This is a genomic window from Winogradskyella sp., from assembly GCF_028289625.1.
Classification (GTDB): Bacteria; Bacteroidota; Bacteroidia; order Flavobacteriales; family Flavobacteriaceae; genus Winogradskyella.
The window spans coordinates 1-26799 of record NZ_JANQOM010000034.1; the positions used below are offsets into that span (position 1 = coordinate 1).

Annotated in this window: 26 protein-coding genes; 4 read left to right on the top strand and 22 right to left on the bottom strand. The window is 35.4% G+C overall.

The features are described from left to right. Window positions 1-180 precede the first annotated feature (180 nt). The 6 genes from Q0992_RS06985 to Q0992_RS07010 form a co-directional block, all read right to left on the bottom strand. Window positions 181-1020 carry a 1,4-dihydroxy-2-naphthoyl-CoA synthase gene (locus tag Q0992_RS06985; protein WP_299521618.1) on the bottom strand — a complete coding sequence of 280 codons (840 nt, stop codon included), beginning with the start codon at window positions 1018-1020 and terminating at the stop codon, window positions 181-183. A gap of 184 nt (window positions 1021-1204) precedes the next feature. Beyond that, window positions 1205-2035 carry a S1-like domain-containing RNA-binding protein gene (locus Q0992_RS06990; protein ID WP_299521619.1) on the bottom strand — a complete coding sequence of 277 codons (831 nt, stop codon included), beginning with the start codon at window positions 2033-2035 and terminating at the stop codon, window positions 1205-1207. Between the two features lie 116 nt (window positions 2036-2151). Beyond that, a complete protein-coding gene (locus Q0992_RS06995) occupies window positions 2152-2490 on the bottom strand; it encodes a DUF2853 family protein (RefSeq protein WP_299367353.1) in 339 nt (112 codons plus the stop codon). 106 nt (window positions 2491-2596) lie between these two features. Continuing rightward, entirely contained in the window at window positions 2597-4357 is a 1761-nt protein-coding gene (gene menD, locus Q0992_RS07000; protein ID WP_299521620.1) for a 2-succinyl-5-enolpyruvyl-6-hydroxy-3-cyclohexene-1-carboxylic-acid synthase, read from the bottom strand. Window positions 4358-4387: 30 nt separating this feature from the next. Beyond that, window positions 4388-5503, bottom strand: a complete 1116-nt coding sequence (locus Q0992_RS07005) for a chorismate-binding protein (RefSeq protein WP_299521621.1) — start codon at window positions 5501-5503, stop codon at window positions 4388-4390. A 4-nt stretch (window positions 5504-5507) separates the two neighbouring features. Continuing rightward, entirely contained in the window at window positions 5508-5933 is a 426-nt protein-coding gene (locus Q0992_RS07010; RefSeq protein ID WP_299521622.1) for a PaaI family thioesterase, read from the bottom strand. 54 nt (window positions 5934-5987) lie between these two features. Here Q0992_RS07010 and Q0992_RS07015 point away from each other — a divergent pair, with 54 nt between their 5' ends. Together Q0992_RS07015 and Q0992_RS07020 are read left to right on the top strand one after the other, a co-directional pair. Next, entirely contained in the window at window positions 5988-6626 is a 639-nt protein-coding gene (locus Q0992_RS07015) for an esterase (protein ID WP_299521623.1), read from the top strand. A 191-nt stretch (window positions 6627-6817) separates the two neighbouring features. After that, complete coding sequence (locus tag Q0992_RS07020; protein WP_299521624.1) at window positions 6818-7390, top strand: GNAT family protein; 573 nt, start codon at window positions 6818-6820, stop codon at window positions 7388-7390. On the opposite strand, the gene Q0992_RS07025 is transcribed toward Q0992_RS07020, so the two are convergent. The 10 genes from Q0992_RS07025 to Q0992_RS07070 form a co-directional block, all read right to left on the bottom strand. Beyond that, window positions 7387-7710, bottom strand: a complete 324-nt coding sequence (locus tag Q0992_RS07025) for a YtxH domain-containing protein (RefSeq protein ID WP_299521625.1) — start codon at window positions 7708-7710, stop codon at window positions 7387-7389. The two genes, Q0992_RS07020 and Q0992_RS07025, sit on opposite strands and share 4 nt — an antisense overlap. A gap of 129 nt (window positions 7711-7839) precedes the next feature. Then, window positions 7840-9333 carry a serine hydrolase gene (locus tag Q0992_RS07030; protein WP_299521626.1) on the bottom strand — a complete coding sequence of 498 codons (1494 nt, stop codon included), beginning with the start codon at window positions 9331-9333 and terminating at the stop codon, window positions 7840-7842. 21 nt (window positions 9334-9354) lie between these two features. Beyond that, a complete protein-coding gene (locus tag Q0992_RS07035; RefSeq protein ID WP_299521627.1) occupies window positions 9355-9963 on the bottom strand; it encodes a GntR family transcriptional regulator in 609 nt (202 codons plus the stop codon). A gap of 170 nt (window positions 9964-10133) precedes the next feature. After that, window positions 10134-11573, bottom strand: a complete 1440-nt coding sequence (locus Q0992_RS07040; protein WP_299521628.1) for a serine hydrolase — start codon at window positions 11571-11573, stop codon at window positions 10134-10136. Window positions 11574-11723: 150 nt separating this feature from the next. Continuing rightward, on the bottom strand, window positions 11724-12734 hold the full coding sequence (locus Q0992_RS07045) for a hypothetical protein (RefSeq protein ID WP_299521629.1): 1011 nt from the start codon (window positions 12732-12734) through the stop codon (window positions 11724-11726). Window positions 12735-12817: 83 nt separating this feature from the next. Beyond that, window positions 12818-13441, bottom strand: a complete 624-nt coding sequence (locus Q0992_RS07050) for a HEAT repeat domain-containing protein (RefSeq protein ID WP_299521630.1) — start codon at window positions 13439-13441, stop codon at window positions 12818-12820. Next, window positions 13438-13974 (bottom strand): RNA polymerase sigma factor, encoded by a 537-nt coding sequence (locus Q0992_RS07055; RefSeq protein WP_299521631.1) that lies wholly within the window; start codon window positions 13972-13974, stop codon window positions 13438-13440. Before Q0992_RS07055 ends, Q0992_RS07050 begins: the two co-directional genes overlap by 4 nt. A 117-nt stretch (window positions 13975-14091) precedes the next feature. After that, on the bottom strand, window positions 14092-15132 hold the full coding sequence (locus Q0992_RS07060; protein ID WP_299521632.1) for an alpha/beta hydrolase: 1041 nt from the start codon (window positions 15130-15132) through the stop codon (window positions 14092-14094). Window positions 15133-15485: 353 nt separating this feature from the next. Then, window positions 15486-16343, bottom strand: coding sequence for a hypothetical protein (locus tag Q0992_RS07065; protein WP_299521633.1), 858 nt, complete (start codon window positions 16341-16343; stop codon window positions 15486-15488). Window positions 16344-16555: 212 nt separating this feature from the next. After that, the gene (locus Q0992_RS07070) at window positions 16556-17596 is read right to left on the bottom strand and encodes a CaiB/BaiF CoA-transferase family protein (RefSeq protein ID WP_299521634.1); all 1041 of its coding nucleotides are present in this window, start codon (window positions 17594-17596) and stop codon (window positions 16556-16558) included. Between the two features lie 307 nt (window positions 17597-17903). Here Q0992_RS07070 and Q0992_RS07075 point away from each other — a divergent pair, with 307 nt between their 5' ends. Further along, the gene (locus tag Q0992_RS07075) at window positions 17904-18764 is read left to right on the top strand and encodes a GyrI-like domain-containing protein (protein WP_299521635.1); all 861 of its coding nucleotides are present in this window, start codon (window positions 17904-17906) and stop codon (window positions 18762-18764) included. A 182-nt stretch (window positions 18765-18946) separates the two neighbouring features. Here Q0992_RS07075 and Q0992_RS07080 read toward each other — a convergent pair whose 3' ends face one another. From Q0992_RS07080 to Q0992_RS07095, 4 genes are all read right to left on the bottom strand, one after another. Then, a complete protein-coding gene (locus Q0992_RS07080) occupies window positions 18947-21187 on the bottom strand; it encodes a glycosyltransferase (RefSeq protein ID WP_299521636.1) in 2241 nt (746 codons plus the stop codon). Beyond that, window positions 21180-22220, bottom strand: a complete 1041-nt coding sequence (locus Q0992_RS07085) for a pesticidal protein Cry7Aa (RefSeq protein ID WP_299521637.1) — start codon at window positions 22218-22220, stop codon at window positions 21180-21182. Before Q0992_RS07085 ends, Q0992_RS07080 begins: the two co-directional genes overlap by 8 nt. Before the next feature lie 162 nt (window positions 22221-22382). Further along, window positions 22383-23627: a sigma-70 family RNA polymerase sigma factor gene (locus Q0992_RS07090; RefSeq protein ID WP_299521638.1), complete on the bottom strand. Its 1245-nt coding sequence runs from the start codon at window positions 23625-23627 to the stop codon at window positions 22383-22385. Next, entirely contained in the window at window positions 23627-23974 is a 348-nt protein-coding gene (locus Q0992_RS07095; RefSeq protein ID WP_299521639.1) for a YciI family protein, read from the bottom strand. Before Q0992_RS07095 ends, Q0992_RS07090 begins: the two co-directional genes overlap by 1 nt. Before the next feature lie 220 nt (window positions 23975-24194). Between Q0992_RS07095 and Q0992_RS07100 the strand changes: the two genes are divergently transcribed. After that, on the top strand, window positions 24195-24563 hold the full coding sequence (locus tag Q0992_RS07100; protein WP_299521641.1) for a hypothetical protein: 369 nt from the start codon (window positions 24195-24197) through the stop codon (window positions 24561-24563). Here the strand turns inward: Q0992_RS07100 and Q0992_RS07105 are convergent. Both Q0992_RS07105 and Q0992_RS07110 read right to left on the bottom strand, forming a co-directional pair. Next, window positions 24547-25494, bottom strand: coding sequence for a nitronate monooxygenase family protein (locus Q0992_RS07105; protein WP_299521643.1), 948 nt, complete (start codon window positions 25492-25494; stop codon window positions 24547-24549). The genes Q0992_RS07100 and Q0992_RS07105 overlap by 17 nt on opposite strands. Window positions 25495-25550: 56 nt before the next feature. Further along, window positions 25551-26771 (bottom strand): class I SAM-dependent rRNA methyltransferase, encoded by a 1221-nt coding sequence (locus Q0992_RS07110; RefSeq protein ID WP_299521704.1) that lies wholly within the window; start codon window positions 26769-26771, stop codon window positions 25551-25553. Window positions 26772-26799: the final 28 nt, after the last annotated feature.

A 26799-nucleotide genomic window follows, 5' to 3' on the forward strand; every position in this document is an offset into this window, starting at 1 on the left:
TTTGAAAGTATCTGTAAACTTATAGTAGTTAATATTGCCAAAACCAATATCCACCAGCTAAAACGGCCATTATAATAGGCGAAACAGGTTCCTAAGATAATTCCTGAAACAGAAAGCGGAAGTGTTCTGAGTCTCATGGCAGAAAGCCATGGTCTAATTTCTTTCATACCAACTCATAGGTTATGGGATCCATTTTTTTGGAAAGTTAGGTTTCCTTTTCTCCAAAAAGGCATCTCTACCTTCTTTTGCTTCATCCGTCATATAAGCCAAACGTGTTGCTTCGCCAGCAAATACTTGCTGACCAACCATGCCATCGTCGGTTAGATTCATAGCAAATTTCAGCATTTTTATAGATATTGGTGACTTAGCCAATATCTCTTGAGCCCACTGATAAGCGGTAATCTCTAACTCGTCATGTGGAATAACTGCATTGACCATTCCCATGTCCAAGGCCTCTTGCGCTGAATAATTTCTGCCCAAGAAAAATATCTCCCTTGCTTTTTTCTGCCCCACCATTTTGGCTAAATAAGCCGAGCCATAACCTCCGTCAAAACTCGTAACGTCAGCATCGGTTTGTTTAAAAATGGCATGTTCTTTACTAGCAAGTGTCAGGTCACATAAGACATGTAAACTATGTCCGCCACCAACAGCCCAGCCAGGAACTACAGCAATCACGGCCTTGGGCATAAAGCGAATAAGGCGTTGTACTTCTAAAATATTTAAGCGATGGTAACCGTCATCTCCAACATAACCTTGGTGACCTCTAGCTTTCTGGTCTCCACCCGAACAAAAACTCCAGACGCCGTCTTTAGAAGATGGCCCTTCTGCACTTAATAATACGACTCCAATGTTTACATCTTCATTGGCATCATAAAACGCATCGTAAAGCTCTGAAGTCGTCTTTGGACGAAAGGCATTTCGCACGTCTGGACGATTGAATGCTATCCTAGCGACGCCATTACATTTATGATAAGTTATATCTTTATAAGATTTGGCAACTTTCCAATCTATATGACTCATTTTTCTCAATAATTTGACAGCAAAAATAAGGAATTAATAATAATTGATTTGTAGTTTATAATACAATTACTAAACCTGTTTTTGAAATAGAAAATCATTTTTTGAGTTTAACGGAAATACATTTTAAAGCTTGGAAGAAACCGTAGAATAGGTTGAAGAAGTAATATTTATAACAACTTGATTTCTACTTAAGGTATATACCGTCGTCCTTTATCTCTATTTGCCGTTCTTTATAAAGTGAGCCAATAGCCTTTTTAAAGCTCTTTTTGCTCATTTGAAGCTGTTCTTTAATGTTTTCTGGACTCGACTTATCATGAAGAGGAATAAAACCATTGTTATCCTTTAATGCATTCAAAATAAATTCTGCATTGGGCTCAATATTTCTATACCCTATTTCGCTTAAGGAAATATCTAGTTTATTATCGCGACGTACTTTCTTTACAATGCCTTTCAGCCGATCACCAACACTAATATCTTTATAAATATCATCCTTAAAGACAAGGCCCAAATGTTTTTTATTCACAATAACATTCATTCCTATTTCTGAAGGATGAGAGACTATTAAATCTACCTCATCGAACTGGGAAACTGTTAATTCTTTATTATCTAAAAAGCGATTGGTTTTACTCGAAGCGACGAGGCGTTCGGTTTCTTCATCCAAATAACAGTAAACCAAATACCATCCGCCTGCCTTCATTTTAAATGCTTGTTCCTTAAACGGACAGAATAGTTCTTTCACCAAGCCCCAATCTAAAAAAGCACCAAACTTGGTGACTTGATTACAACGCAGTAATGCAAAGTCCCCCTTTTTTACATAAGGCTTATCTGTTGTGGCAACAGGTCGCTCTTCATTATCCAGATAAACAAAAACCTCTAGTTGGTCACCGATTTCAAATTCCTCAGGCACATAACGATTAGGTAGCAGAACCTCCCCTTCATCACCATCACCTAAAAACAAACCAGGTTCGGTATCCCTTAAAATCTCTAATGTATTGTATTCGCCTAAATGTACCATGGCACAAAGGTATTGATATTAGCGATATACTGAAACGAATTTTTATATAAAGAAAAACGCTGCAATTGTACAATTACAGCGTCGATATATGATTTGTGTGCCTAATACTTAATTATTTAGTAAACAGATGCTTTATTAAAATGTGTTACTAATAAGTAATACACAACTGCTCTGTATTTGTTTCTGTTAGATTGCCCATAGGTATCCATAACGGATGCAATGGCACCATCTAAATCGTCACTCTCGCTAAGCCCCAATTTTTTAATTAAAAAATTGTTCTTTACAGTAGCTAATTCTTTTTCATCAGAACCAGATACTGTAGATGAATCAGCATTGTAAATTGAAGGTCCTAATCCTACAGTGACTTTAGTTAATAAATCCATATCAGCATCTACACCGCATTTTTCCTTTAAGTCTGCAGCATACTTGGCGATTAATTCATCTCTTTTACTCATCTTGTTATTTGTTTTAGGTTAAATATTATTGTTCCTCTAAAGGTAAGTATTTTTTAGACACACAAAAAATGATATGGTCACGTCTAATTGATATTTAACCTAAAAATTACTTTATAAATTTGAAGTAGTTTAAAAGAATCTCGTCATTGATTTCTGAAGGCGTAAATATTTCTAATAATTTTGGACGACCTGAAGCTTCATAAAATGAATCAAAAACCGTATTTAAGTCTTCTTCATTGGAAGCCTTTAGATATTCAATCCCAAACATATCACAAAGTTGAATAGCTTTTAAATTATGTTTAGTTTCAAAATACATATCGAAATTTTTAGTGTTTTTATGACCAGGTAAAATCCTGAAAATTCCACCTCCTTGATTATTAACAACTATGATTCTGAAATTGTTAGGAATATAATTATTCCAAAGTGCGTTGCTGTCATAGAAAAAACTTAAATCGCCAGTAATAAATGTTGTGCGCTTTTTGTTAACGACAGCTGCACCAATTGCTGTACTGGTGCTACCATCTATACCACTGGTTCCTCGGTTACAAAACACTGTGATATCTTTTCTCAATTGAAACAATTGTGTGTATCTAATAGCTGAACTATTACCAACTTGCAATTGGCTTTGCTTTGGAATACTCTTGAGCAAGATATTGAAAACCGTAAAATCTGAAAATGGAATGGTCTTTAAATAGTGGTCATGCAGTTGACGACGCTTTTGTCTTACGGCTAGCCAAGATGCTTTATAATCACTTTTCGCATGGAACTCAATCTGGGGAAAGAAGGCTTCAAAAAAAGTATTAACTGATAGTTTTATGTGCTTATCCAAACTAAAAAATGTATCATTTGCGCTAAATGCACCAACATGCCAATGGTGTTGTGGTTTATATTGTCGTAAAAAGGCCTTAATCTTTTTAGATACTACCAAACCTCCAAGCGTTAGTAAAACATCTGGTTGTAGCAATTCAAATTCCTTCTCCTCTAAAGGAGCAATAATTTTATCAATTTCAGGGAAAAAATCACAATGGTGTAAATTGGAGGTGGTTTCCGTAAAGACCAAAATACTGTCATCATCAGCCAATTCCTGCAACCATTGTTCTTCTACAGAATTTGGTTGAAGTACACCAACCAGAATCATTTTTCTCTTGGCTAAGTGCCAAATATCCAGCAAACTTTTAATCTCAAAATCATCAACCGCTTCTTTTCTATCCTTTAAGCTAAAAGGTTTGGGATTGATGGTTAATTCATCAACGGTTTCATATAAAGGCTCATCAAAAGGAATATTAATATGTACTGGTCCAGAATTAATTCGTGCTACTGTTAGAGCATCGTGGACTTCGGATTCATTATAGGTCTGAATTCCTTTTTGAAGTCCAAGGAAATGTTCGAGTTTATTCTCTATACTCTTAAGAATGGGCAATTCATCATCTTGCCCTTTGTGACTATCCTCTTTAAGGTCTAACTTCAAACTCGTACTGTACAAAACATGCTCTCCATAGACATTTTTTTGTTTTATTGTTTGTCCGTCTCCTATGTCAACTAAATGCTTTGGTCGGTCCGCTGATAAAACCACAAGTGGAATATTGCTGTAGTAGGCTTCAGAAATTGCCGGATAATAGTTTAACAAGGCACTACCAGAGGTACAAACCACAGCAACTGGTTCCTCTAATTGTTGTGCAATTCCTAAAGCAAAAAAAGCAGCACAACGTTCATCTACGATACTATAACACTCAAAAAAATCATCATGAGTAAACCCAATGGTTAATGGTGCATTTCTACTACCGGGTGAAATCACAATGTGCTTCACATGATGTGTTTTGCATTCGGTAACAACCGTTTGAGCCAATGGGATTTTAGAGTACTTCATCAAACCACAAAAATAAGGAATCTCTTTATTTTAGCTTAAAACGTTAAGGATTGTTTTGGCTTTGTTTACGGTTTCCTCCCATTCTTTTTCCGGAACGGAATCCTTTGTAATTCCACCGCCTACATAAATGATGGCCTTATCAACCTTAAGCTGCATGCAACGTAGATTTACATAAAAATTAGAGTGTGTTTTTATTATGGCATACACATTATTCTCAACATTTCTCCTATTCGTATTTCTGGTTATAGACTGTTTCAAATTGAGTTCCCCTAAGAATCCTGTATAATATTCTCGGTTGTAACCTTCATAATTTAGAATAAAGTCTTTCGCTTCTTGTTTTGGAAAACCGCAAACGGCTGGTGTAGGATGTAAAACTTCGATTATTGACTTTAGGTTATAATCGTCTTTAATGATGCTTCTAATGTAGGTCTTAAGATGTAAAAGGTTACCTGCCCTTACCGTTTCTACCTCCGTAATGCTTACTTGACTCGTGTAAGGTGCTAGTTGTGTCGTAATATAATCCGTAACGATTTGTTGTTCTTTATACTCTTTATCCGTCCATGGTAACTGATCATTCTCCGAGTATGGTTTCGTTCCAGCCAATGAAATAGTTGTTACACGTTTTCCTTCTACTTTGAACAACAGCTCTGGAGTCGCACCCAACCATAGTCCTATTTTAGGGTGATACCAACAATAGACCATGGCGTTCTTGTAAGTATTGAAGAGTCTTTTGAACACCTCGATTGGATGATCTGAACCCGAAGGTTGTTCTACTTTTCTAGATAATACTACCTTTTCTAAATTGTTACTTTGGATATTTGCTATACCCTTTGTAACAAGGCTAATATGACGCTCCTTATCATTATGATTTATCGAGGCTGATTCAAAATGATTCTTCGTCTCTAAAGCATTAATTTCCAGTGCATGGTATTCACATTGATCTTCATGTAATAATATACTTTTGTTATTTAGATTGAATGGCGCAAACACAAAACCGCTTTCCGAAAAATCAGTTGTAGTGTGTAATTGGTCATCGTTTTGCAACCAACATTTAATAATCGAATTGATTGGCCTACTATAGACCACAAAAGGTAATCGCTTCTTATACTGATGTTCTAAGGCTTCAAAAAAAGAATCTACAGTCATTAATCTACTTCTTCTTTGGCAATGAAATAGTCGAAAGCCTGCAAATAGACACTAAATTATCAGCTTCGTCCGTAATTCTTATATCCAATAATTGCGTAGTACGACCTTTGTGCAAAAATGTTGCTTTTGCATAGACATAACCCTCTTTTACGCTTTTAAGGTGGTTGGCAGTAATCTCTAACCCTCTTACAAAATAGTTATCTAAATCCGTAAAAATATGTGAGGCAAAACTACCGACACTTTCCGCTAAAGCGGCTGTGGCTCCACCATGCAAAACACCATCGGGTTGATGCACTCTTGGTGTTACTGGCATTCGTGCCACTAAAAAATCATCACCATAATCAACAATTTCAATTTCTAAAGTTTCCATTAATGTGTTTTTACTAACCGCATTAACTCTTACGAGGAACTCTTCTTTAGATTTTTGCATATAAAATGAGTAGTTTTATTGTCGATTACAAAAATACTGAAACTACCAAGAATAATGAATTCGGAAGAAAAAGAAATCACCTATCAAACAAGTAACTCCTACTCTACTTTAAATATGCTAACGGAGGCTACCAAAACCGTTTGGTTTGTATGCCATGGCATGGGCTATTTAAGCCGTTATTTTATGCGTTACTTTAAAGATCTTAATCCTGAGGAAAATTATATTATAGCACCACAAGCACCCAGTAAATATTACATTCAGCCTAAAATGCACGTCGGTGCCAATTGGTTAACAAGAGACAATACCAAGGCCGGAATGCAGAATATCCTTAACTATTTTGACTCTATTTTTGAAGCCGAGCAAATTCCAGAGCATCTTAACCTCATCGTTTTTGGCTATTCGCAAGGCGTCAGTGTTGCCATGCGCTATATGGCTTACAGAAAATTACAATGTTCGCAGTTGGTTTTGCATTCTGGTGGTATTCCAAAGGAGTTGACTGCTGAAGATTTTGAGTATTTAAATACAAATACAAAAGTGAAGCTCATTTACGGTACTGAAGATGAATATTTAGATGAAAACAGAATAGCCCATGAGACGGAGAGAGTGAAAGACTTATTTGGTCAACGTGTGACCATACTTCATTTTGAAGGCAAGCATATCGTTAATGTTGAATATATAAATCACCTAGTTTAAGACAAACGTCATCTCTCGATACGCCCAACGTTAGCAGTCGGGACACTGGAACTGATAGAAAAAATTGAAATGTCATTACGAGGAATGAGGAACGAATGACGTGGTAATCTTATTAAATTAACAACCACTAACAAACAGATTGCCACAGCTACGCTTTTGCGTAGCTTCGCAATGACAGAACATGAAGTACTATGAAAGCACCAAGCCTTGAAAACAAACGTGTACGATTGAGTCTTTTAGACCTGACCAATTACCAACATCTTGAAGACATCGCCCAAGAAAAAGACCTTATCTTTTATTCCCCTTCCGATATTTCAACTCCCAAAAAATTAAGAGCCTATGTACAATTGGCAGTGGATGGCTTTTACCATAAAACCATAATTCCATTCATCATTTATGATAAAAAAAAGGAAGCTTATGCTGGCTCTACACGCTTTGGATTAATCCACTGGAAAAATAAATTATTACATATTGGATGGACTTGGATTGGTCATGAATTCCAAGGTACTGGGTTAAATGCCAACATGAAGTTTTTAATGCTTCAATATGCGTTTGAAACCTTGGAATTTGAAAAGGTAGAATTCAGAATTGATGAACGCAATACTAAATCGAGACGCGCTGTTGAAAAATTAGGTGCAACACTAGAGGGTATTTTGCGTAAGGATACGCTTATGAAAGACAGTTTTAGACGAAGTACTTGCTGCTATGGTATACTAAAAGAAGAATGGCCGCATATTAAAGCGACCATTTTTAAAAACTTTTAACTCGGCTGTTGTAGGGTCTTGTTCTTTTCTTTAAGAATCGCTAATTGCTTTTCTAAAAAGGTAATGGCTTGTTCGGTTTTGTAACTGGTTTTAGAAGCAAATTCTTTCAAATCTTCCTTAAACTTGTCCTTACCAGACTTTGCCGCTTCAGACATATCTTCTTTTACTTCCTTAAAATCACTGACCAACTGATCTTTAACTTCTTTACCTTCTTTTTTTAATTTGTCTCTTGTTTCACTGCCTTTGTCTGGTGCGAATAATACTGCAACACCAGCGCCTATTAAAGCACCTAAAACAAGTGCTCCTTTATATTGTATCATATCGTTTTCGTTTTAAGATTAATAATTCCTTTACTTGTTAGTAGTAAAATCTACTGATTTGTTACAAACAAATTCAATGCCAAAACATTAGCATTAAAATAAGCCTCTTAAAACTTATGAATTATTCTTCTAACCTTTAGGTTGACTCTCAAGAAGTTCTTTTAATTTCTTCTGTGAAAAGTCTTGATCAGGTTTCATTTCTAAGGCTTTTTCATACCATTTTATGGCCAAATCTATGCTATCCATGGCCTTGTAAGCATCGGCCACGCTATCTACCCAACCTGCATGCTCAGGTTCTAATTCGGTATTAAACATAAATACTTCCAATGCCTCTTTCAAATAATTTCTATCTATTAACCAATAGCCTAAGTCATCTATACCTCCACTATCAAACGTGTAATCCTGTGGTGATTTCTGCTTTTCTTCAAAATAGACTTCTTTGACTTTTTCAATCCCATCTGTAAGAACATAATCTTTTAGTTTGAAGTGAATAGGCCCACGTGTTCGAAGCGTATCATTAAAAATGATATTCTTTAATATAATTGCCGCATTACTTTGTCTCCAGAAATAGTCTGTGTTTGTCATCATGACGATAGCCGACTTTTTCTCTGGCATAAACCCAAAGAAGCTATTAAATCCCGTATCTTGACCATTATGATAGTAAATAGGTGACTCGTTAATCCTTCCAGGAAACCAGCTTAGACATACCTTTCTTTCGTCTTTAGGCGTATGTACAGTCGTTAATAACTCATAGGATGCTTCGCTATAAATTTGCTTTCCGTTGATCATACCTTTATTCAAATAGACTTGCGCCCACAGTAGCATATCCTCAACATTGGAATGTAAAGTTGAGCTTCCTGCATGCCTTCTGTTATAAGGATAAATGTCACTTACTTCATTTTGAAGACTATCTCCAAAGACATGGGGTTGCGTTGCCAAATCCTTAGGCACTTCTGGCTTAAAGAAGGTACTATTCTTCATACCAATAGGTTCAAAAATATGTTGTTTCATGTAGTCCTCAAAAGTCATCCCAGATGCTTTAGCAATGACATCGCATAGAATATCGAAAGCAGGATTACTGTAACTATATGCTGTACCTGGCTCAAAATCCAATACTTCGGTTTTCTGACTTCTAGCGTAGCGTTCAGCCGCACCATCATCATATTGTGGTTTGTCCCATTCATAATCACCAGTATTAGGGATACCCGAAGTATGCGCTAACATCTGTTTTATGGTAATGTCCTTATAACGCTCATCAGCCATCGTATAGTAAGGCAGATAATGCGTCAACTTTTCATCTAAATCAACCTTCCCTTGTTCTACCAATTGGACAATAGCCGTAGCTACAAAAGGCTTAGACACCGAAGCCATATGAAATAAAGATGTCGTTGTTAATGAGTCCTTGGTATTTAAGCTTTTTACTCCATGAGCACCCTTGTAAATAATAGTATCATTTTTTATCATACCAATCACTATACCAGGTGCATCAAACAACTCTTTTTGTTTAAGTACGGTCTCTTCAATTTTTAAAGCTTCTGGGGAAAGTAAATTTTTTTCTTCTTCTTTTTCTTTACAATTGAAAAGTAAAAGGAGGCAAACGATGGTGTACAGTGTTTTTTTCATTATTAAAATTATGGTTTTTAGTTATTTTGATTGATTCTTTTTGAGTTTATCAATGATGTATTGCACACCTTGAATCCAATTATCTTCGACATTAGCTACTGCTTTATTAATATTATTAGAGGCCAAATGACCAATGATTTTTTCGTGCATAGCTATTGATGTTAACTTTTGGTCTTCGTTCCAAAAGGCGTAATCATACAAACTGATTCTCACCCTGAGGTTTTCAATGATTTTGATGGCTAACCCATTATTATAGGTCTCAATGAGTTTTTGATGAAACAAGCGGTCGTAATCCAACATTTCTAAAGCGTTTTTCGCATTTATAAACGCAGCATTTATACGTCTTAATTCTTCAATTTGTTTGGAGGTATACGATGAATTTTTAACGGCATTACACTCTAGTACAGCCATTAGATTATAAATCTCTTTAGCTTCAGTAATAGACAATTCCATCACAAAGAAACCGCGATTGGCAATGTAATTAACGATACCTGTTTCTGATAACTGCGTTAGCGCCTCTCTAATCGGTGTAACACTTAGCTCTAATTCTGAAGCAACACTAGGAAGTGAAATGCGTTCTCCAGGTTTTATATGACCAATAAGAATATGCTCCAGGAGAATTTTTTTCACTTCATCTTTAAAAATTATTTTTTTCAACATATTCATAAAAATAATATATCGTATATGATTTTAGTATGAAAATTATATAAATGCTGTATAACACTTATTATTTTTCAACTTGTTAAACTAAAGATAACTTTATCACATAATTGTTACACCTGCTACATAAAATATTATTGCTATTTTACTTTTTTACCATTATACCTAGTAACTTTCATACTTGTTACCGATTCATTTTCAAAACTAAATTCAAAATATAATCCTGTTTTAGCACTAAAGAATAAGGTATCTGACTCTGGTAATAAAAAAATAGAATTGGTCACAAGACCTCCTCTAAATTCCAAACCATTATCCTTTACAATGATTTCGGATGTGATGTCCTCGGAAAATTGATATTCGCCAACATAGCGTAATAGTTGCTCGTTAGATTGTTCATTATACTTTCTTAATCTTGGGTAGACTCCTGGTAAATCATATTCTTTTGCGATGCTCAAAAATATCTCTTTTATAATATCATTCCCTTTATCAGAATTAACCATAATTGCTACAGAAATAGGATGCTCCTTCCAAATTCTTAGGTCGGATACAAAGCCTTCGTCCGAGCCACCATGCCCAAACAAATGCTCAACCACATAAGGACCCATACCTTGATTATTACCATAATCGGTAAGCATTTCGTTGACCGTTGTCGTCTTTAAAAAGCCATCTTTTTGGGTTTGATAGGTGTTTTGGATTTCCTTTGCCCATAACAAAAGTTGAGAAGGTGTTGTCCAGAGTCCAGCAGCAGCCATTTCTGGATAAGTGTGCCATTTTCCAGTTACTTGAGAACCATCAGATTTATAACCCGCAGCTGCTATACCATGATAAGCCTTTGGCAGTGGGTTTTCATAAGTACTCGATGTCATACCAAGAGGATTGAGCACTTCGTCTTGCATAATATCATAAAAATTTTTCTGCTCTATTTCTGTAAGCATTAGTTGCATTATGGTATAACCACCACCAGAATAACCTACCTTTTCGCCAGGTTCCCTAAAGACACGTACTGGGTCCGTGTTACCCTTGCCATCCAATATGTCTAAAATACTAGGGATTTTATCATCAACAGAGTAGCCCGGAAAACCATGAACGGTAAGTCCTGCAGAGTGATTTAAAAGACGCCTTAAAGTCACTTTCTCTTTGGTTGTAAATTCGTTTTCTGGTACTTTCCAACGTTTTAAAACGTCATTGACGTTATCATCTAAATTGAGTTGGCCTTGTTCAACAAGTTGAAGCGCTCTAGTAGCCGCAATAGGTTTGCTAATAGAACCTGCCTGAAACAAGGTTTTTGCCGTAACCTTTCTATTCTCACTAGTATCTGCCATGCCGTAGCCTTTAGCCCATTCTACAACACCATTATTCATAACAGCTATACTAACACCATGAATATTTAATTCCTTTATTCGCTCTTCAATATTATAGTATTTAATACTTACACTATCCCCATATTGAACTCTTAAATTGGACTGAAGACCATTTTCTATTCTGTAGATTCTTTCTTTTAAACTTTTATTCTTTTCATTCTTTTGACCGTGACAACCACTAATAATAAATAGGGTTGCGACATAGCATAATATGCGCATAATCGAATTTTTAAAATTAATTTTTTGATGAATTTTTATAAGCTACCGCATGGAATTATCATAAATTACCATGCAGTGCTTAAGGTTTTAGAACTATTAATTCTAAAAAATGTGAAGATAATCTAGCTGGATAACTAGATTTTTTAAGATTTAATCTTGCTTTCTTAAATAAACGCTTCCTGAACCTGCGTCTAATTTCATCTTTGTATTGCCAGATTTTAACTGAAGCTCCATCCCTTTTACGCCGTTAACTATGGTTTCGTTTAACACCTTAAAATCAATATTGCTTAAAATGCGATATCCAGTGGCATCAACGTTGAGATCAACACCATTAGGCAAAGTGACATCTATATAGCCATCATTACTTACCAATGAGTATAACTTTTTAGGGGCCTCATCAAAAACTACTGTGATGTTGCCTCCAATGGTATTAGCTATAACTGGCCCATCCACATTGGTGAGGTTAATAGATTTGTAGGACGTGGAGATTTCTACGTCTCCTTTAAAATCTGATAATGTCCATGGTTCAGATGTTGTTCTCAGGAAGAAAGTATTTGAATTTTTCTTTTTACAGTTTTCAGCATTCCACGATAGTTTAATGCTATTTGGAATTAATATTTCATACTTATTATTGGCTTGAAAAAAGCTATTGAGTTTTGTTGTGACATCTTTCTTCGATTTCCCTTTTTTATCTTTGACAAAATACGAGTAACCATCTACCTTGCTCTTATCCGATACACTATAATCATAGTCTTTAATGATTAACTCTCCGGGTTTTTCTATAATATTTAAATACAGATTATCTGCCGGATTAGTGGATTTATTGCCTAATGGTTTTAAACCTTTCTCTAACTCTGCATCCTTATATTTTGAGGATAACAGATAAAAACTTTGCCCTGATGATTCCTCTAATGAATCTAATGATCGTTCTCTCTTTATTAAACTACCGTCTTTGTTATCAAAACTATAATAATAGGAAAAGCCTGATTGGTCAAGACTCTTAATGACCACCTCATCCCCATCATAGCCTTTAATGGTCATATGCGAATTGGAGCATATTTTTAAAGTCCCCTTGTTGAATTTAATTCGTTTTTCTTTGTCTTGTGCATGAGTTACTCCTGTGATTAAAAGAAGTGTAACTATTGTGATTATGTTTTTCATTTCTGTTCGTTTTTTAGTTCACCGTAGCTTTTTCAGCCTTCGTAGCCATAGCAACTATGGCGAAGTTGGCTAGCGTAAGCGAATTATTGATTTAACATGGCTAATAATGCTGATGCATTGTCTTTTACTAATGGTAAAGATTCTTTATCCTCCATAATTTTTTGCAACGGTGCTTTGGCACGTTGTTCTCTTAAGATAGCGATAGATTTTATGAGCTTAAGTTGTACGATAGGTTCATTTTCGGTACCTAGAGCATCAATAAGGTTATTTCTAACCATTTGATTATCCGGGAACTTTAATAGCGCATCGATAACAGCAATCTTAGAATTAGCATCAGAATCCTCTTTTAGGATTTTGAAAAACGCATTGAGAATTTTTTCGTCCTCTTTTTTATTCTGAAACTCATCTTCTATGTCGTAAATAGCTTCTAAACGCGAACTATTGGTATCACTCTCATCTAAGGCAGTTACTAGATTGTCTCTAATCTCATTTTGCTTCATCTGCTCATTGTAGAAATAACCAACAGTGATCAGTAATGCCACACTTGCTGCAATAGAGGCATATCTAATAATGTGTAATCGTCTTACGCGACCTGATGGATGAAGTTCCTTTTTTAGTCGAGCTTCAAAATCCAAAGATGCACTTTCTGGCATTTTTTGGTCATCAAAGTCGGATTTGTGCTCCTTAACAAATTTCTCTAAACTCATAATACAATACTATTTTGCAATTGTTCCTTTAAAAGACGTTTCCCTCTTACATATTGATTGCGTACCGTGCTTTCCTTTAAGCCCAATTGCTGTGCTATTTCCTTATGGGAATAGTCTTCAATGAGGTACAGCACAATAATGATGCGGTATTTATCCTTTAAATTAGCTATCGCTTTTTTAACGTCTTCAAACTTTAAAGACTTTTCCTCGTAATCGTCTTGTGTGTCTTCTGTTTCTGGAAGTTGATTGGCATCGTGTAGCCAACTTAATTTCTTTTGCTTCCTTAAAAAATCTAAAGCACAATTCACAACGATACGTTTTAACCAAGGCCCAAGGTTAAGGTCATGTTCTAACTTCGACATATTCTGAAACGCTTTTATAAAAGCATCGTGCACAGCGTCCTGCGCATCGTGTTCGTTTTTAATAATCCTATAGCTCACGTTATACAGCATATCCTTGTACATCTGATATACTTGCATCTGCGCTTTTAGATCATTCTGCTTGCATGCTCTTATTAATTCTGAACGTTCCAAAAATTAGTTTTCGATAGGTTAGTTTTCTTAAAAACGTAAGACATTAAAAAATGTCACAAAAAATTGAATTTAATTTTAAAATTAGGGAATGTTTGGGATATCTGAAGAGAAGTCATCTCACAGGTCAGCTAACCAATCTGATATAGTTTGTAAAAACCCTTCTGGTCGCTCCCAAGTTAAGTCATTGTCTTGAAATTCATAAAAGCCACCTGTTTTACACTTAAACATATTATGATTAGCTTCTGGGAATGATTTTATAGTCAACTCAGTAGCTTTACCAAGCGTGCTTTCATAAAGTGCTTTGGTTTTTTTCCAATCGACATGCATATCTTTCTCTCCAAATAGGGCTAAAACAGGACAACTGATATTCATCAACATGGTATCAAAATTTTCAATGACTATGGGTAATCCAGTGACCTTATCGAGCTTTTGTGTTATGGCTGTTTCCTGATACTTATAATATGCTTCTTCCTTGTAAGGACCACCATTAAATCGCAATATAAATGCATTCTTACTTAGATTTGGTGCCGCTTTTTTAGCACTTTCAAAACTACCACCAGTATATTGAATCTTAGTCGCTTTTGACCATTCATCAGTTAATAAACTAATGGAATCTTTTGGTACTCCTTCTATACGTAAGTTATTTTCTAAGAGGTACTTAAAGTTTTCTTTACCATCTACACCACTAATCGAAATCCAAAAGGCAATGTCTTTATATTGATTAATGATGATTGGATTGACCCAACTGGCTCTGCTGCCACCATATAATCCAATATTATCTGATCCTGAAATTTTCTGTTCTTTAAGCACATTAATAGCTGCAATAGCCTCGGAAGCACTATCGTATACGGTTTGACCATAACTAAACGTACCTGTACTTTGTCCACAGCCTATTTTATCCCACATATAAGTGGCATAACCACTATTTACAATAGTTGTTCTGATATCGGCGTACCAATTTTGAGCAACGGCATTAGTTTGACCAGAACCATGCATAATAAGCACCAAACCTCTAGGAATAGTATCCTTAGGCATATCTAAAACACCATTCAGCGTTTGATTTTGATAGTTAAATTCGAAGATTTGTCTTTGTTGTTGGGCAGATAAAAAGAGTGTTATAAAAAGACTAAAATAAAGTAAGGTATGTAGTCGTATCATTCTAAGTGATCATATGGATATGATTCAAAGACCACTTAGAATTGAAAATGTTACAGTTTTACACTAGTTAGAACAAGTCGCACTAATTTGGATTGTTGCACTAAAATAGTTGCTTTCATAATATGGTTTTGTGCTTAGACTAAGATAAGGGATTAAGATTTAATGTAAGAATATAAATAAAATTGAGTTACACTTATTGTGCTGGTTTATGGTCTAAGCATTTATTTGAAAGTCCTAATTACTCCAAATTTGTTCATTATCCAGGGCATGAACCATATATGCTATTGCAAAACGTATTTACACCGTCGATCTTAATCAATAATTTTTTTGTTAACTAACAAAATTAGAAATAATTAATCTAGAATAATTTTGAGGGAATCTCGCTCTCCTTTACTAGCTGAAAGTTTGATAATGTACTGTTTTTGGTCAGCAAAAATACCAACGGCACTAGTATTTGGTGGATTAGTTCCTATGTTTAAGGCTTCTATTTCGATAATGTTTTCTCCTAATTGCAGCTCAATATCAAAAAATTTACCTTCATTAGAAAGACCTAAATTTGAATCTAAAACTTTGCTATTTAAATAAATATTAATGCTATCATTATCTTCTACATCTCTGTCCCAGACCTTAATCTTGATATCTTTTGTAAAAAGTTTAACTTCTTTCTTATTCAACTCTATGGTTTCGTAATTAATTGAATCTGTAGTAGTTATTTGCTCTTCCTTTATTTTTTGAGTTTGGTTATCAATTCTGCTTTTAGTTAGCTTGAATGTTCCTGGATAACATTTTCCATTCATGAATTTTTTATTAATAGCATCATAAGTATTAGTGGAGTCCCATATTCCTACTATAGTTAATTCGTTATCTATTTCGTCTACTTTGATACTACCTCTAAACCTCTTAAGGCAAGAACCTGTAAATCCCGATTCAGGGCTAAATTGCACTTTTATAACTTCATTTTCTTTTATTTCTATAATATTTTCTTTTATTGAACCCTCAAATTTGTAAGATGTATAGCAATTTAAATCGTTTTGAACATATACTGATGTTCCTGATAGCATATACCCATTTTGAATAATATTTACCTCCATGTCCCAGTCATAAGGCTTATTATTTTGTATAATTTCACCACTCCATTTTCCACTCAAATCTTGGCTAATGGACAATAATGGAATTAAAAAAGTAAATGATAGAATGATAAATTGTTTCATAATATTTTGAAACTTATATGTGTTCAGTTATAATTAAACTTATTGGATGATACTAAAGCTAGTTTAGCACTTGTAAGCGAAGTTAGTTTTTCTGTATCAAGAAATCAATATGTAGAACTACGTAATTATAAACAATACAGCAAGATTGGAAAAGTGATGCTCTTATTCTACCTTTAATTTTGTAGTCAGTGGAACAAAGCACATGGCAACAACTAAACAAGTGCCGTTTTCACCCTAACCGTTTCAACACCTTCAATAACATCATGTAACAACATTTTTTTTGCCTTGCTATCGCTAAAAACCTCTTGCATGTTTTTTACAATGCCATAAGGGATGTTGTTTTTTTCAAGATGAGACACCCAATACCTTGCTGTTTTTTGGACGATGCACTCACTAATTTTAAGGTTTAAAGCGACTCTTTTAGTTACACGTTGGGCATTGGTTTCAAACCCATCATATTCTATTTTTAAAAGATTATATAGATTTTCAAACTGTTTATCTGAACCAATGGCCAAAACAAGTAATTTGTCATCTTTTGTTGTGTACATATCTCCATAGGGTGCAATATTGGGATGCTGGGTGCCCATAGGTTGTGGAATATGCTTTTCCATTAACCAATTCGTCGCTTGATTTGCCAAAGAAGCCAATGCACTCTCGTAAAGTGATACTTTGATATGCTTTCCTTTACCAGTTTTTAATTTGTTAATCATGGCGCAAAGAATGGCTTCCTTTAAGTGATGCGCAGCGAGAATATCGATTAGAGCCACTGGCATTTTCACTGGGTTTCTATTCTGTTCACCATTCATATACATAAATCCGGTTTCAGCCTGCAAAACCACATCAAACGCCGGTCTTTGATTGTCATTACCAAAACCTGTAAGTTCTGCATAAATGAGCGTTGGATTGTAGGGCTTTAGATCATCATAACTCAATTTAAGTTTTCTAGCAGTATTCGGTTTATAATTGCTTATGACAATATCGGCATCCTTCAAATGATGAATTAAAATATCATAATCTGTAGCATCCGTTATGTTAAGAAGTAAACTTTCTTTCGAATAATTTGCAGCACTATAATAGACAGATACAGGCCTTTCTTTAGATTCTGTTGGGAGTTTCCATGTTCTTGTAACATCACCATTGGTGAGCTTATTTTCTATTTTAATAACCTTGGCACCCAACTCTGCAAAGAAAGTCCCTGTTAAAGGGCCCGCCAAGACACTTGACAACTCTAATACTTTTAAGTTTTCGAACATAAGATGATTTCAAAAAAAAGTTTTTATTCATCGTTAAGAAAAACCATGATTATCGTCTGTATTCATAGATTTTTCCTTTGTTACATTAATGATCACCAACGTTAAAATCACTTTACTAAGCTGTGTAAGGGTTCAATTTATCATGTGATGGTGGAACATTTTCAACACATATAAGCGAAGTTAGTGTTTCTATCCCAAGAAATCAATATGCAGAACTGCACAATTATAAACTTATAAACGGTTTAGCAAGATTGGAAAAGTGATTCCCATAGCCTACCTTTAATTTTGTAGTCATAAAACAACGTACATGGCAGCAGCACCCAAAACCAAGCACATTTATCAAGAGCAACTCAATACCGTTGTGGAATACATCCATAACCATTTGGATCGCAAAATTGATATCGCTCGGTTGGCTGAACTATCTCATTTTTCACCCTTTCATTTTCATCGCATTACGCGTGCCATGCTTGGAGAACCTATTGGCACTTACATTACCAGAGTGCGTATTGAAATGGCGGCTCGGCTTTTACGGTATTCTGACAATTCGGTAGAGCAAATCGCCTATAGTGTGGGTTTTGAGACACCCTCTTCTCTATCCAAAGCCTTTAAAAACTACTTTGGAATCTCGCCAAGTGCCCACCGCAACAAAAAAGAATTAGTAATCAAAAAACAGAACAGAATGACTACAACACTCAACATCAAAACACCAAAAATTCTAGACCTCAACGATCAAAATTGTTTGTATTACACCATGTATGGTGCCTACCAAACTCTAGACTATGCCAGCGCCTGGCAAAAATTATGGGCAGAAGTGAAATCCCAAAAACTATTTACCAAAGGCATACAGATGATAGGCTTACCTTACGATGACCCAAATGTGACGGATCCAAACAAAACCCGTTATGACGCTTGTTTGATCATCCATAAAGACGCCAAACCTAATGGTGACGTCGGTGTCAAAACCCTAAAAGGTGGTAAATATGCCATGTTCTTATACCAAGGGAGCTACAAACATTTCCCACAAGTGTATGACTATATGTTTAATGAGTGGTTGCTTAATACCACATATGAATTAAGCGATGCACCTCCAAGAGAACGCTATATCAGCCATCCCGACCGTGTGGCCGAAGACAAGCTAAAAACGGAATTTTATATTCCGATTAAGTAACAACGACAAGCCATTCACTGAAGTACAATTAAGTGTCAGTTCGAGTGATTCCGAAATATGAGGAATCGTATCGAGAACTACTTTTAGTTAAATAAGAGTTCTCGATACGTCGCGCCAAAAGCGCGACACTCGAAGTGACACAATTTTTTAGTTTTTAATGGTGTAAAACCACAATGAGAAGGTCAGCTAACTTGTTCTTCTAATTGTCGTTGTTTGAGTAATTTTTCAACCGTCAATAAAGATACCAAATACGACAAGGTGGATTCCGCTCCTTGGTTAAGATTGACTCCATGTGCTTCTATACCGTCGTGACCACCACCTGTGGCTGGATTATAAACAATTTGATGCAACACGTTATTACCCATAAACCAGGTAAAGGCACAGATAAGTAAATCGTAGTAACGGTAATCATTAGTCACTTTGTAAGCAATCTCCAAACATTCAATAAGCGAGGCGATTTCAACGGGTTGCTGACCAAATTGGTCAATATGATTGGTACTTTCCTTGGTGATTTGGCTACGGTTAGAAATCGGATTGATCATCCCTTCATGATACATATTGGCAATTAAGAATTCTAAACTCTGAACAGCAATGGTCTTGTACTTTTCCTTTTTGGTAATCTCAAATGCATAAAACAAACCTTCTGGAATGTCACTGTTAGAATAACTTAAGTTATTCTCAAACCAATGCCATAATTCGGAAGCCGTATTGTCGTATAACTCACAGAGATAGTCTGCCAACGTCGTAATTCGCGATTTAAAATCGTAAGTGTTATTGGCTAGCATCAATCCTGAAAAAGCTTTGATTAATTTCCCAACAGCTCTTGGGGATTTTACCTGTGGTATTAAAGGGATGTAAGTGTTTAAAATAGCTTTAGCGGTAGCTTTTGATTCTGGATTTGATGATTTACTATTAAGCACTTCACATAATCCTAAAACAGCCCTTGATGCCGCTTCGTCGGTATTGACATAATAGTTCTGGTCGGTAAACTTACCAAACTCATCTACATAATTCAAAAATATACCATCCTTGAGCTGACACGATTTTATAAAGTTCAAATAAATCGCTTCAAGGTAGGTCACGGATTCATCTTCAGGATATATAGCACGATACTTTAACAAGACGTAAAGCGCTCTAGCATTATCATCCAAGGTATAGCCGTATTCCTTGTTTGGGTATTCAAAATCCGTAAATTGATACATGCCAATCTCATCAGTGATATTGATGAAGTGATCAAGATTAAGTTTTGGCTTTGTATAAACTAGTCTGCCTTTAATCTTCAAGATATCCTTAAAAATATCTGCATAAGCAATTGCAATATTTTCCCAAAGGCCTTTGCGCGATAGGATATGTGCCCTTATGCTTAATTCCTTTCTTAAAGCCTCGTCATCAATCAGTTTATTAATTTTTGAAGCCAAATCCTGGCTATCCCCAAAATCGAACGACAATGCCGCATTCTGGTCTAAAATCTCCTTAGCGTGTGAAATTGGAGTGGTTAAAACGGCGCATCTGGCTCCTAGAGCATAGGTTAACGTACCACTAATCGCTTGTAACGGATCTTTGGACGTAAACAAATAGATATCGGTCATTTCGAGATACTCCAATAACTCGTCTAATTCCAAAAACCTATTGATAAACCGCACATTATCCTCCAGCCCATTTTCTCTCACCTTTTGCTCTAAGTATTCCCTGTAGCTCTCGCCTTCGTGCTTTATAACTTCAGGATGTGTTTTTCCTAATACAAAATATATGGTGAAATCGCGACGCGTCACTTGCTTTAAGGCATCTAGTGCCAATTCAATACCTTTATTTCTGCTCAGTAGCCCAAAGGTGCTTAGTACTATTTTGTTTTCGCAATTGTATTTGGCCTTTAAAACCTGAGGTGGTACTGACGGTCTAAGGTGAAATCCGTGAGGAATGATTTTAATTTTATGCCCAGGGATTTGATACGTATTTATCAATAATCGCATGGAATGCGCTGTCATCACAATGGCTAATTCACTGTTATTGATAAGATTAAACACTACGGATTGCATTTGTACTTCTGGATTTGGTAATACCGTATGAAGTACCAAAACATATGGTTTAGTCAATCTTGTGGTTAATTCTAAAATATCTTTGCCAAATTCCCCAGAATACAATCCGAATTCATGCTCTAAGACGACAAGTTTTATGGAATCATCCGCATTGATTTTTTCTGAAAGTGCTATATAGCCATCAATCGATTTTTCAACTTCAAAAATAACTTCTGGTGGATAGATTCTATCCACTTCAGAATGTTCATTGAGTGCCGCAACTACCAAATCAAAATTAGATTTAAATGATTTATTAATTGCGTTAATGGTATCTTGCGTAAATGTTGCTATACCACATTCTCTTGGTGGATAGCTATTTATAAAAAGGACTTTGGGTTTACTAATCATGGCTAGGGAATTTTAATAGTTGTTCTAGCAATTCTGAAAGCTTCATTCTCGCTACGGCAATGGTATTATCTGCAGCACCGTAATAGATATAGAAATCATCTTCAAACAAACTTGTTCCTGAAGGAAAGCAAACGTTATTCACATAACCCACTTTTTCGTAAGGCTGATCTGGTGAAAATAAAGGTGTATTGAGCCTGTGCGTCACCTTCGTAGGATCTTTCAAATCCAACAATGCTACAGTAGCATGGTAATTTCTTCCTTTTGGAGTTGATTGTACACTATGATTAATAAGCAACCAACCTGCTTTAGTTTTTATGGGTGGTGCGCCAGCACCAATATGCATATTTTCAAAATCGAACAAAGGATCCATTAATATGTATTGATTGAGGTGAAATAAATAATCTTTCCAGAAGGCTTTATCCAAATCTGAAAAACTTTTAAACTTCACCCACTGCATCCCTGGCAATAATCGGTGTATCATCATAAAATGGCCATCGATCTTTTCGGGAAACATTACCACATCTTTATCCCATACCTTATATTTTGTTTTATGAATCAATCCACGGTCGATATAAGTCTGCAGATGCTCAAAATATTTTGGGAAGATAGATCTGTTATTATCTAGCGCTATTTTATAGGATTGTAAGGACGCTGATGGTGTTATGATGCCGTGCTTTTCAAATTGTTGAAGATCAGTGCTCGTAGCTAAGCAGCCAAGGGCATTCTTTCCATCGTAACCAGTGTAAGTCACATAATAAACATCATCAATCTTTACGATTCTTGGATCTTCGACACCATGAATCTCGTAGTTCTTTTCTGGGATAAGTATTGGAATATCGTGTCTAGACTTTAAACTAATAGGACCATCAAATTCGCAATAGCCAATGGTCGAAAAATTGCCATCCTTAAAAGCACGGTAAAGCATTTTCACATCGTTACCTTCTTGAATTACAGCAGGATTTAAGACTCCAGCACTTTCAAAATCGTGCGATGTGGCCTCTAAAATAACACCAAGCTTTTCTACCTTTAACATAGCTTAAAATGATAAAAGCTAAATATATGGAAAATAAATGGGTGTTTTATTAACAAACTGATAATATATAGATATTAAAATGGGAATTTTACAATAATCCTTAAGGTTTAGCCGTGACTTTTCAGAGCATATTTTAGTTTGTAGTCTAAAGTTTTTCATCAATTAAGCTTTAGATAAAAGTTCTGTATATTTTCTTTGTAGATAATCCTTTTCTGAAGTGTTATTAACACGATTTAATGCATTTAGGAGATGGTCTAACGCCAGCTTTAGGTTGTCTTGTTCAGCATAGAGATCGGATTTTGCCGCATAGTAAAGATAACTTCGTTGTTCTAGTTGATCTGGATCTATCTGCTGAAAGTAATTATTAGATTTATCATAGTCCTTAATCTGTATACATATTACTGCCATTGTAAGTAGATGAATTGGCATGGGTTGTAAATTGTTAAGTGCTTCATACCATTGTAAGATTTTATTCCAATCCGTATCTTCAAATGATTTTGCTCGTAAATGTTCGGCAGCTATAGCAGCTTCGTAATGATAGCAGGAAAACACATCGGCTTTAACAGCTTTATACATAATGGTATTGCCTAATTCGACTAAAGGGAAATGCCAAAGGTTTCGATCTTGTTGTTTTAAATCTAGTATTTCATTATTGAGACCTATTTTTGCTTCTAACCTTGCTGAATGAAAACACATTAATGCGAAAAGTGCATAGCTTTCCGAAGTTCTAGTATCCTTATGCTTTAGCAGCAACTGACATAAACGCATGGCTTCACCACACAAATCCTTACGTATTAATTGATCCTTGTTATTAGAGTGAAAGCCCTCATTAAAAACAAGATAGAGTACTTCCATAACACTTTCTAGCCGGTGTTGCAGTGCTTTTCCTTTAGGAATATGAAATTTTATGTTAGACTTTTGTATGGCCTTTCTTGCCCTAGATAGGCGTTTCTTAATAGTTTCTTCTTTAGTTAGTAACGCTGTAGAAATCTCTTTAATACTAAACCCAGAAATAGTTTTTAAAGCAAATGAAATACGATCCCTTGGATCTAATTTTGGGTGACATGCCGTGAAAACCATTCGTAGCTGTGCATCTTCTATTTCAGAATCTAAAAATAATTCATTAATAGCGATAGCATCAGTTCCCGTTTTAATTGATGACCTATATTTTCTCTGAGTATTTAATGCTCTAAAAATATCAAGGAGTCTGTTCTTTGCAGCTTTGGTCAACCAAGCTTCAGGGTGCTTTGGTATTTCTTTTCTCCAAGAAATACTAGCCTTAATGAAGGTATCTTGAACAGCATCTTCGATGATATCGAGATGTTTCAGCCCGAATATACGAGTTAAGACAGAGACCATCTTTCCACTATGATGGCGAAACAGATGGTCTATGTCTTTATGTTCCATTATTTATCGAAAACCATCACTTCTCTAATCTCTACAGTTCCACCTAAATCGTAATCTGGAAAGTCTTGTGCAATTTCTTCTACGGCATCAAAATCTTTGGCTTCCACTGTGTAGTAGCCACCAACAATTTCTTTTACTTCAGCAGATGTTAAATCTGTTACCGTTCTGTTTTCCCCAACAATACGTCGTATTTGTGGTGTCAACGCTTCACCACCTCTTAAAATACCTGCTTGTTCCATTTTATTGCCCCAAGCAAACCATTTGCCCATTCTGCTCTGTAATTCTTCAGGTGATAATCCTAAATCTGCGTAATCGGCTCCGATGAAAATCATCATAAAATTTTTCATAAGTTCTAAAATTTAAAAGTTTATATCCTTAAGACGTTTCTTAAAATATAAAAGGGGACACTTTTCTTATTTTTTTTAAATATATAAACTATAAACCACTTGAAAAACAAAATTAAAAGTGATAATTATTACCATTTAATCGTATAAATGGCTATTCAAACGATTAAAAAGTCTATTATGAATAATTAAACATACTTTTCAAAATAGATACTAACCAATCATGAAATTGATAATCACGTTATTAGCTTTTAGCTTTTTCAATTTAAGTCTATCACAAGTTACTTTAAAAGATGAAGGTTTACATTTTGCTACAGGTGCTGTAATATCTGCTGGAACTTATGCCTTAGTCTATTCAACAACAAAAAACAAAAAGAAAGCATTTTGGTATAGTCTAGGAATTTCTACTTTAGCTGGACTCTCTAAAGAGATCCATGATGGTTTTATTATTGATGGAAAATTTGATACTGGTGAATTTGTGGCCACTGCACTTGGTGGATTAACAGCCAGTTACACCTTTAATATATTCACAGGAAAGCAAAAGAAAAAAAAGAGAGAAAAGGAGTTAGAAGCTACTAAGCAACGAGCTTAGTTACGATGTCCTTTACTGGTAGTATTTCTTTAGTATGCTCTATACTTGGTCCGGCTACCCAAACCGTTTTATAGGTTGCTTTCTTAGCAGCCTTCTCTGTAGCCTTCATACCAATTGAAAAACGTATCATCTTTACCCACTTTTTTAGTTTTCGGTTTTTGTTGAGAAGATTTTCTATCCAAGTGGCCTTAGTACCAATTTTTTGAACATATGGCGTATTGATGACCGTACAAGGTGTGCCCGAAATACGCTCGGTCATAATAATATCTTCAGCTCCATAGTCCACACAAGCCTGCTTATACTCTTCGGTAACATTAGCTTCGACTGAGGCAATAAAAGGGCTTCCTACGGATACACCTTCTGCACCATAACTCAACATTTCATCTATATCTGCCTTGCAACCTACTCCACCTGCTGAGATAACGGGAATTGAACAGTTAGCATTCAATTGTTTTATCAATTCTTCTGGCGAAAGATTGCCACGGTGGCCTCCAGCTTCATTATTAACTGCAATAAGTGCATCAGCACCCAATGCTTCAACTTTTTTAGCAAATCTTAAATCCGTAACATCACAAAACACTTTAATACCAACTTTATGGGCTTGCCGAATTGTTTCCTCTGGACTTCCAAGTGAGGTAATAATAAAGTCACAGCCTTCTTTACATAATACTTCGAGTTGTCCTTTGTACTTTATATTGGATTTATTGACTATTAAATTAAATCCAAATGAACCACCTTCAGCCTTATTCTTGTGCAACTCTTTAATTGCTTCCGATAACTCTTCGAGCGTTCTATAATTTAATGCAGGAATACAACCAGCAATCCCAGACTTCATAGCCTCTGTTACCATGGCCACATTAGATACCAAAAACATCGGCGCTTGTATTACTGGGTACTTGATGTTAAGTAATTCGGTCAGTTTTGTTTGCATCGTTAGGAAGAATTTTTTCCAAATATACTAAAATATATTATGCATGCATAATACTTTTATTCCAAAAAACGATAATAGCCACATTTTAAATAAGCCCCTTCTGGGAATGTGACCGGATGGTCGATATCATGTTGAGTTTTAAGTATAGTTTTAAAACGCCTAGGTTGAGAATTTAAGACATTTTGGTTAAGGTCAAAAAACGACTGCGCTAAGACTCTTGAAGAACATGATGCCAATACCAATAACCCTCTTTTTGCTGTAAGTTGAATACCCAACTCTGCCAGTTGTGTATATTTCTTTTTTGCTAAATCTACTTCGGATTTTTGTTTTGCAAAGCTCGGTGGATCTATGACTACCACATCAAAGGTTTTTTTACGCTTTATGAGTTTTTCCATTTCTTGAAAAGCATCACCAGCTATGGTTTTATGTACCCCTGAATAACTATTACGTTTTCCGTTTTGAACTGCTACTTCCAAAGCTTGTTTACTAATATCCAAACTTGTGACTTCGGTAGCACCATTGGCCAAAGCATGAACAGAAAATCCTCCTGCATAAGAAAATACATCCAATACTGTTTTACCCTTACTTAATTCACCAACACGTCTTCTGTTATCCCTATGGTCTAGAAAATAACCTGTTTTATGCCCTTTAATAACATTAGCTGAAAAATGAACACCATGCTCTACAAATTCTACGACTTCATTTTCTAAAGTTCCATGGACGATATCACCATCTTCTAGACTATGATTTTTACTGTTTTGAAGATTTCTACTTAAGCGAATTACTGTACTATTGGCATTGGATATCTCTTGAAGGCTTTGTAGTATCGGTTCTAGATAAGGCAACCATATTTCAGAATAGAGCTTTACGACCAAAACCCTATTGTAAATATCAGCGATTAGTCCTGGAAATCCATCATTTTCACCGAATATAAGTCTATAACTATTGGTATTGGTCTTTAACAGTTCCGATCGCTTATTAAAAGCCACTTCAATTTTATGATGAAAAAAAACAGCATTGATTTCTACTTTTGTTTGGCCATTATGAATGATTTTTATTCGTATTGGGGAATCAGCATCATACAGACCAATACCAATGACTTTGTTTTTATTTTTACTAAAGATAATCGCCAAGTCTCCTGTCTTGGCATTGGCATTAATTTTAACAATACTATTGGAGAATACCCAAGGGTGTCCTTTGACTACGGATTGTTCACCTTTAACATTAAGTTTTACTGCAAGTCTTGAAATGGTTCCTTGTTTTAAAATGCGATTGATTAAGCTTGTGTAATTTAAGAAATTTCAT

Bases quoted from the DNA above. Each gene is read 5' to 3' on its own strand.
- Q0992_RS07045 (WP_299521629.1), bottom strand. From the start codon at position 12,734: ATGAAAAACATAATCACAATAGTTACACTTCTTTTAATCACAGGAGTA.
- Q0992_RS06995 (WP_299367353.1), bottom strand. From the start codon at position 2,490: ATGAGTAAAAGAGATGAATTAATCGCCAAGTATGCTGCAGACTTAAAG.
- Q0992_RS06985 (WP_299521618.1), bottom strand. From the start codon at position 1,020: ATGAGTCATATAGATTGGAAAGTTGCCAAATCTTATAAAGATATAACT.
- Q0992_RS07085 (WP_299521637.1), bottom strand. From the start codon at position 22,220: ATGTTAAAGGTAGAAAAGCTTGGTGTTATTTTAGAGGCCACATCGCAC.
- Q0992_RS07065 (WP_299521633.1), bottom strand. From the start codon at position 16,343: ATGAAACAATTTATCATTCTATCATTTACTTTTTTAATTCCATTATTG.
- menD (WP_299521620.1), bottom strand. From the start codon at position 4,357: ATGAAGTACTCTAAAATCCCATTGGCTCAAACGGTTGTTACCGAATGC.
- Q0992_RS07005 (WP_299521621.1), bottom strand. From the start codon at position 5,503: ATGACTGTAGATTCTTTTTTTGAAGCCTTAGAACATCAGTATAAGAAG.
- Q0992_RS07070 (WP_299521634.1), bottom strand. From the start codon at position 17,596: ATGTTCGAAAACTTAAAAGTATTAGAGTTGTCAAGTGTCTTGGCGGGC.
- Q0992_RS06990 (WP_299521619.1), bottom strand. From the start codon at position 2,035: ATGGTACATTTAGGCGAATACAATACATTAGAGATTTTAAGGGATACC.
- Q0992_RS07080 (WP_299521636.1), bottom strand. From the start codon at position 21,187: ATGATTAGTAAACCCAAAGTCCTTTTTATAAATAGCTATCCACCAAGA.
- Q0992_RS07020 (WP_299521624.1), top strand. From the start codon at position 6,818: ATGAAAGCACCAAGCCTTGAAAACAAACGTGTACGATTGAGTCTTTTA.
- Q0992_RS07030 (WP_299521626.1), bottom strand. From the start codon at position 9,333: ATGAAAAAAACACTGTACACCATCGTTTGCCTCCTTTTACTTTTCAAT.
- Q0992_RS07050 (WP_299521630.1), bottom strand. From the start codon at position 13,441: ATGAGTTTAGAGAAATTTGTTAAGGAGCACAAATCCGACTTTGATGAC.
- Q0992_RS07040 (WP_299521628.1), bottom strand. From the start codon at position 11,573: ATGCGCATATTATGCTATGTCGCAACCCTATTTATTATTAGTGGTTGT.
- Q0992_RS07100 (WP_299521641.1), top strand. From the start codon at position 24,195: ATGAAATTGATAATCACGTTATTAGCTTTTAGCTTTTTCAATTTAAGT.
- Q0992_RS07010 (WP_299521622.1), bottom strand. From the start codon at position 5,933: ATGCAAAAATCTAAAGAAGAGTTCCTCGTAAGAGTTAATGCGGTTAGT.
- Q0992_RS07025 (WP_299521625.1), bottom strand. From the start codon at position 7,710: ATGATACAATATAAAGGAGCACTTGTTTTAGGTGCTTTAATAGGCGCT.
- Q0992_RS07075 (WP_299521635.1), top strand. From the start codon at position 17,904: ATGGCAGCAGCACCCAAAACCAAGCACATTTATCAAGAGCAACTCAAT.
- Q0992_RS07105 (WP_299521643.1), bottom strand. From the start codon at position 25,494: ATGCAAACAAAACTGACCGAATTACTTAACATCAAGTACCCAGTAATA.
- Q0992_RS07015 (WP_299521623.1), top strand. From the start codon at position 5,988: ATGAATTCGGAAGAAAAAGAAATCACCTATCAAACAAGTAACTCCTAC.
- Q0992_RS07060 (WP_299521632.1), bottom strand. From the start codon at position 15,132: ATGATACGACTACATACCTTACTTTATTTTAGTCTTTTTATAACACTC.
- Q0992_RS07090 (WP_299521638.1), bottom strand. From the start codon at position 23,627: ATGGAACATAAAGACATAGACCATCTGTTTCGCCATCATAGTGGAAAG.
- Q0992_RS07095 (WP_299521639.1), bottom strand. From the start codon at position 23,974: ATGAAAAATTTTATGATGATTTTCATCGGAGCCGATTACGCAGATTTA.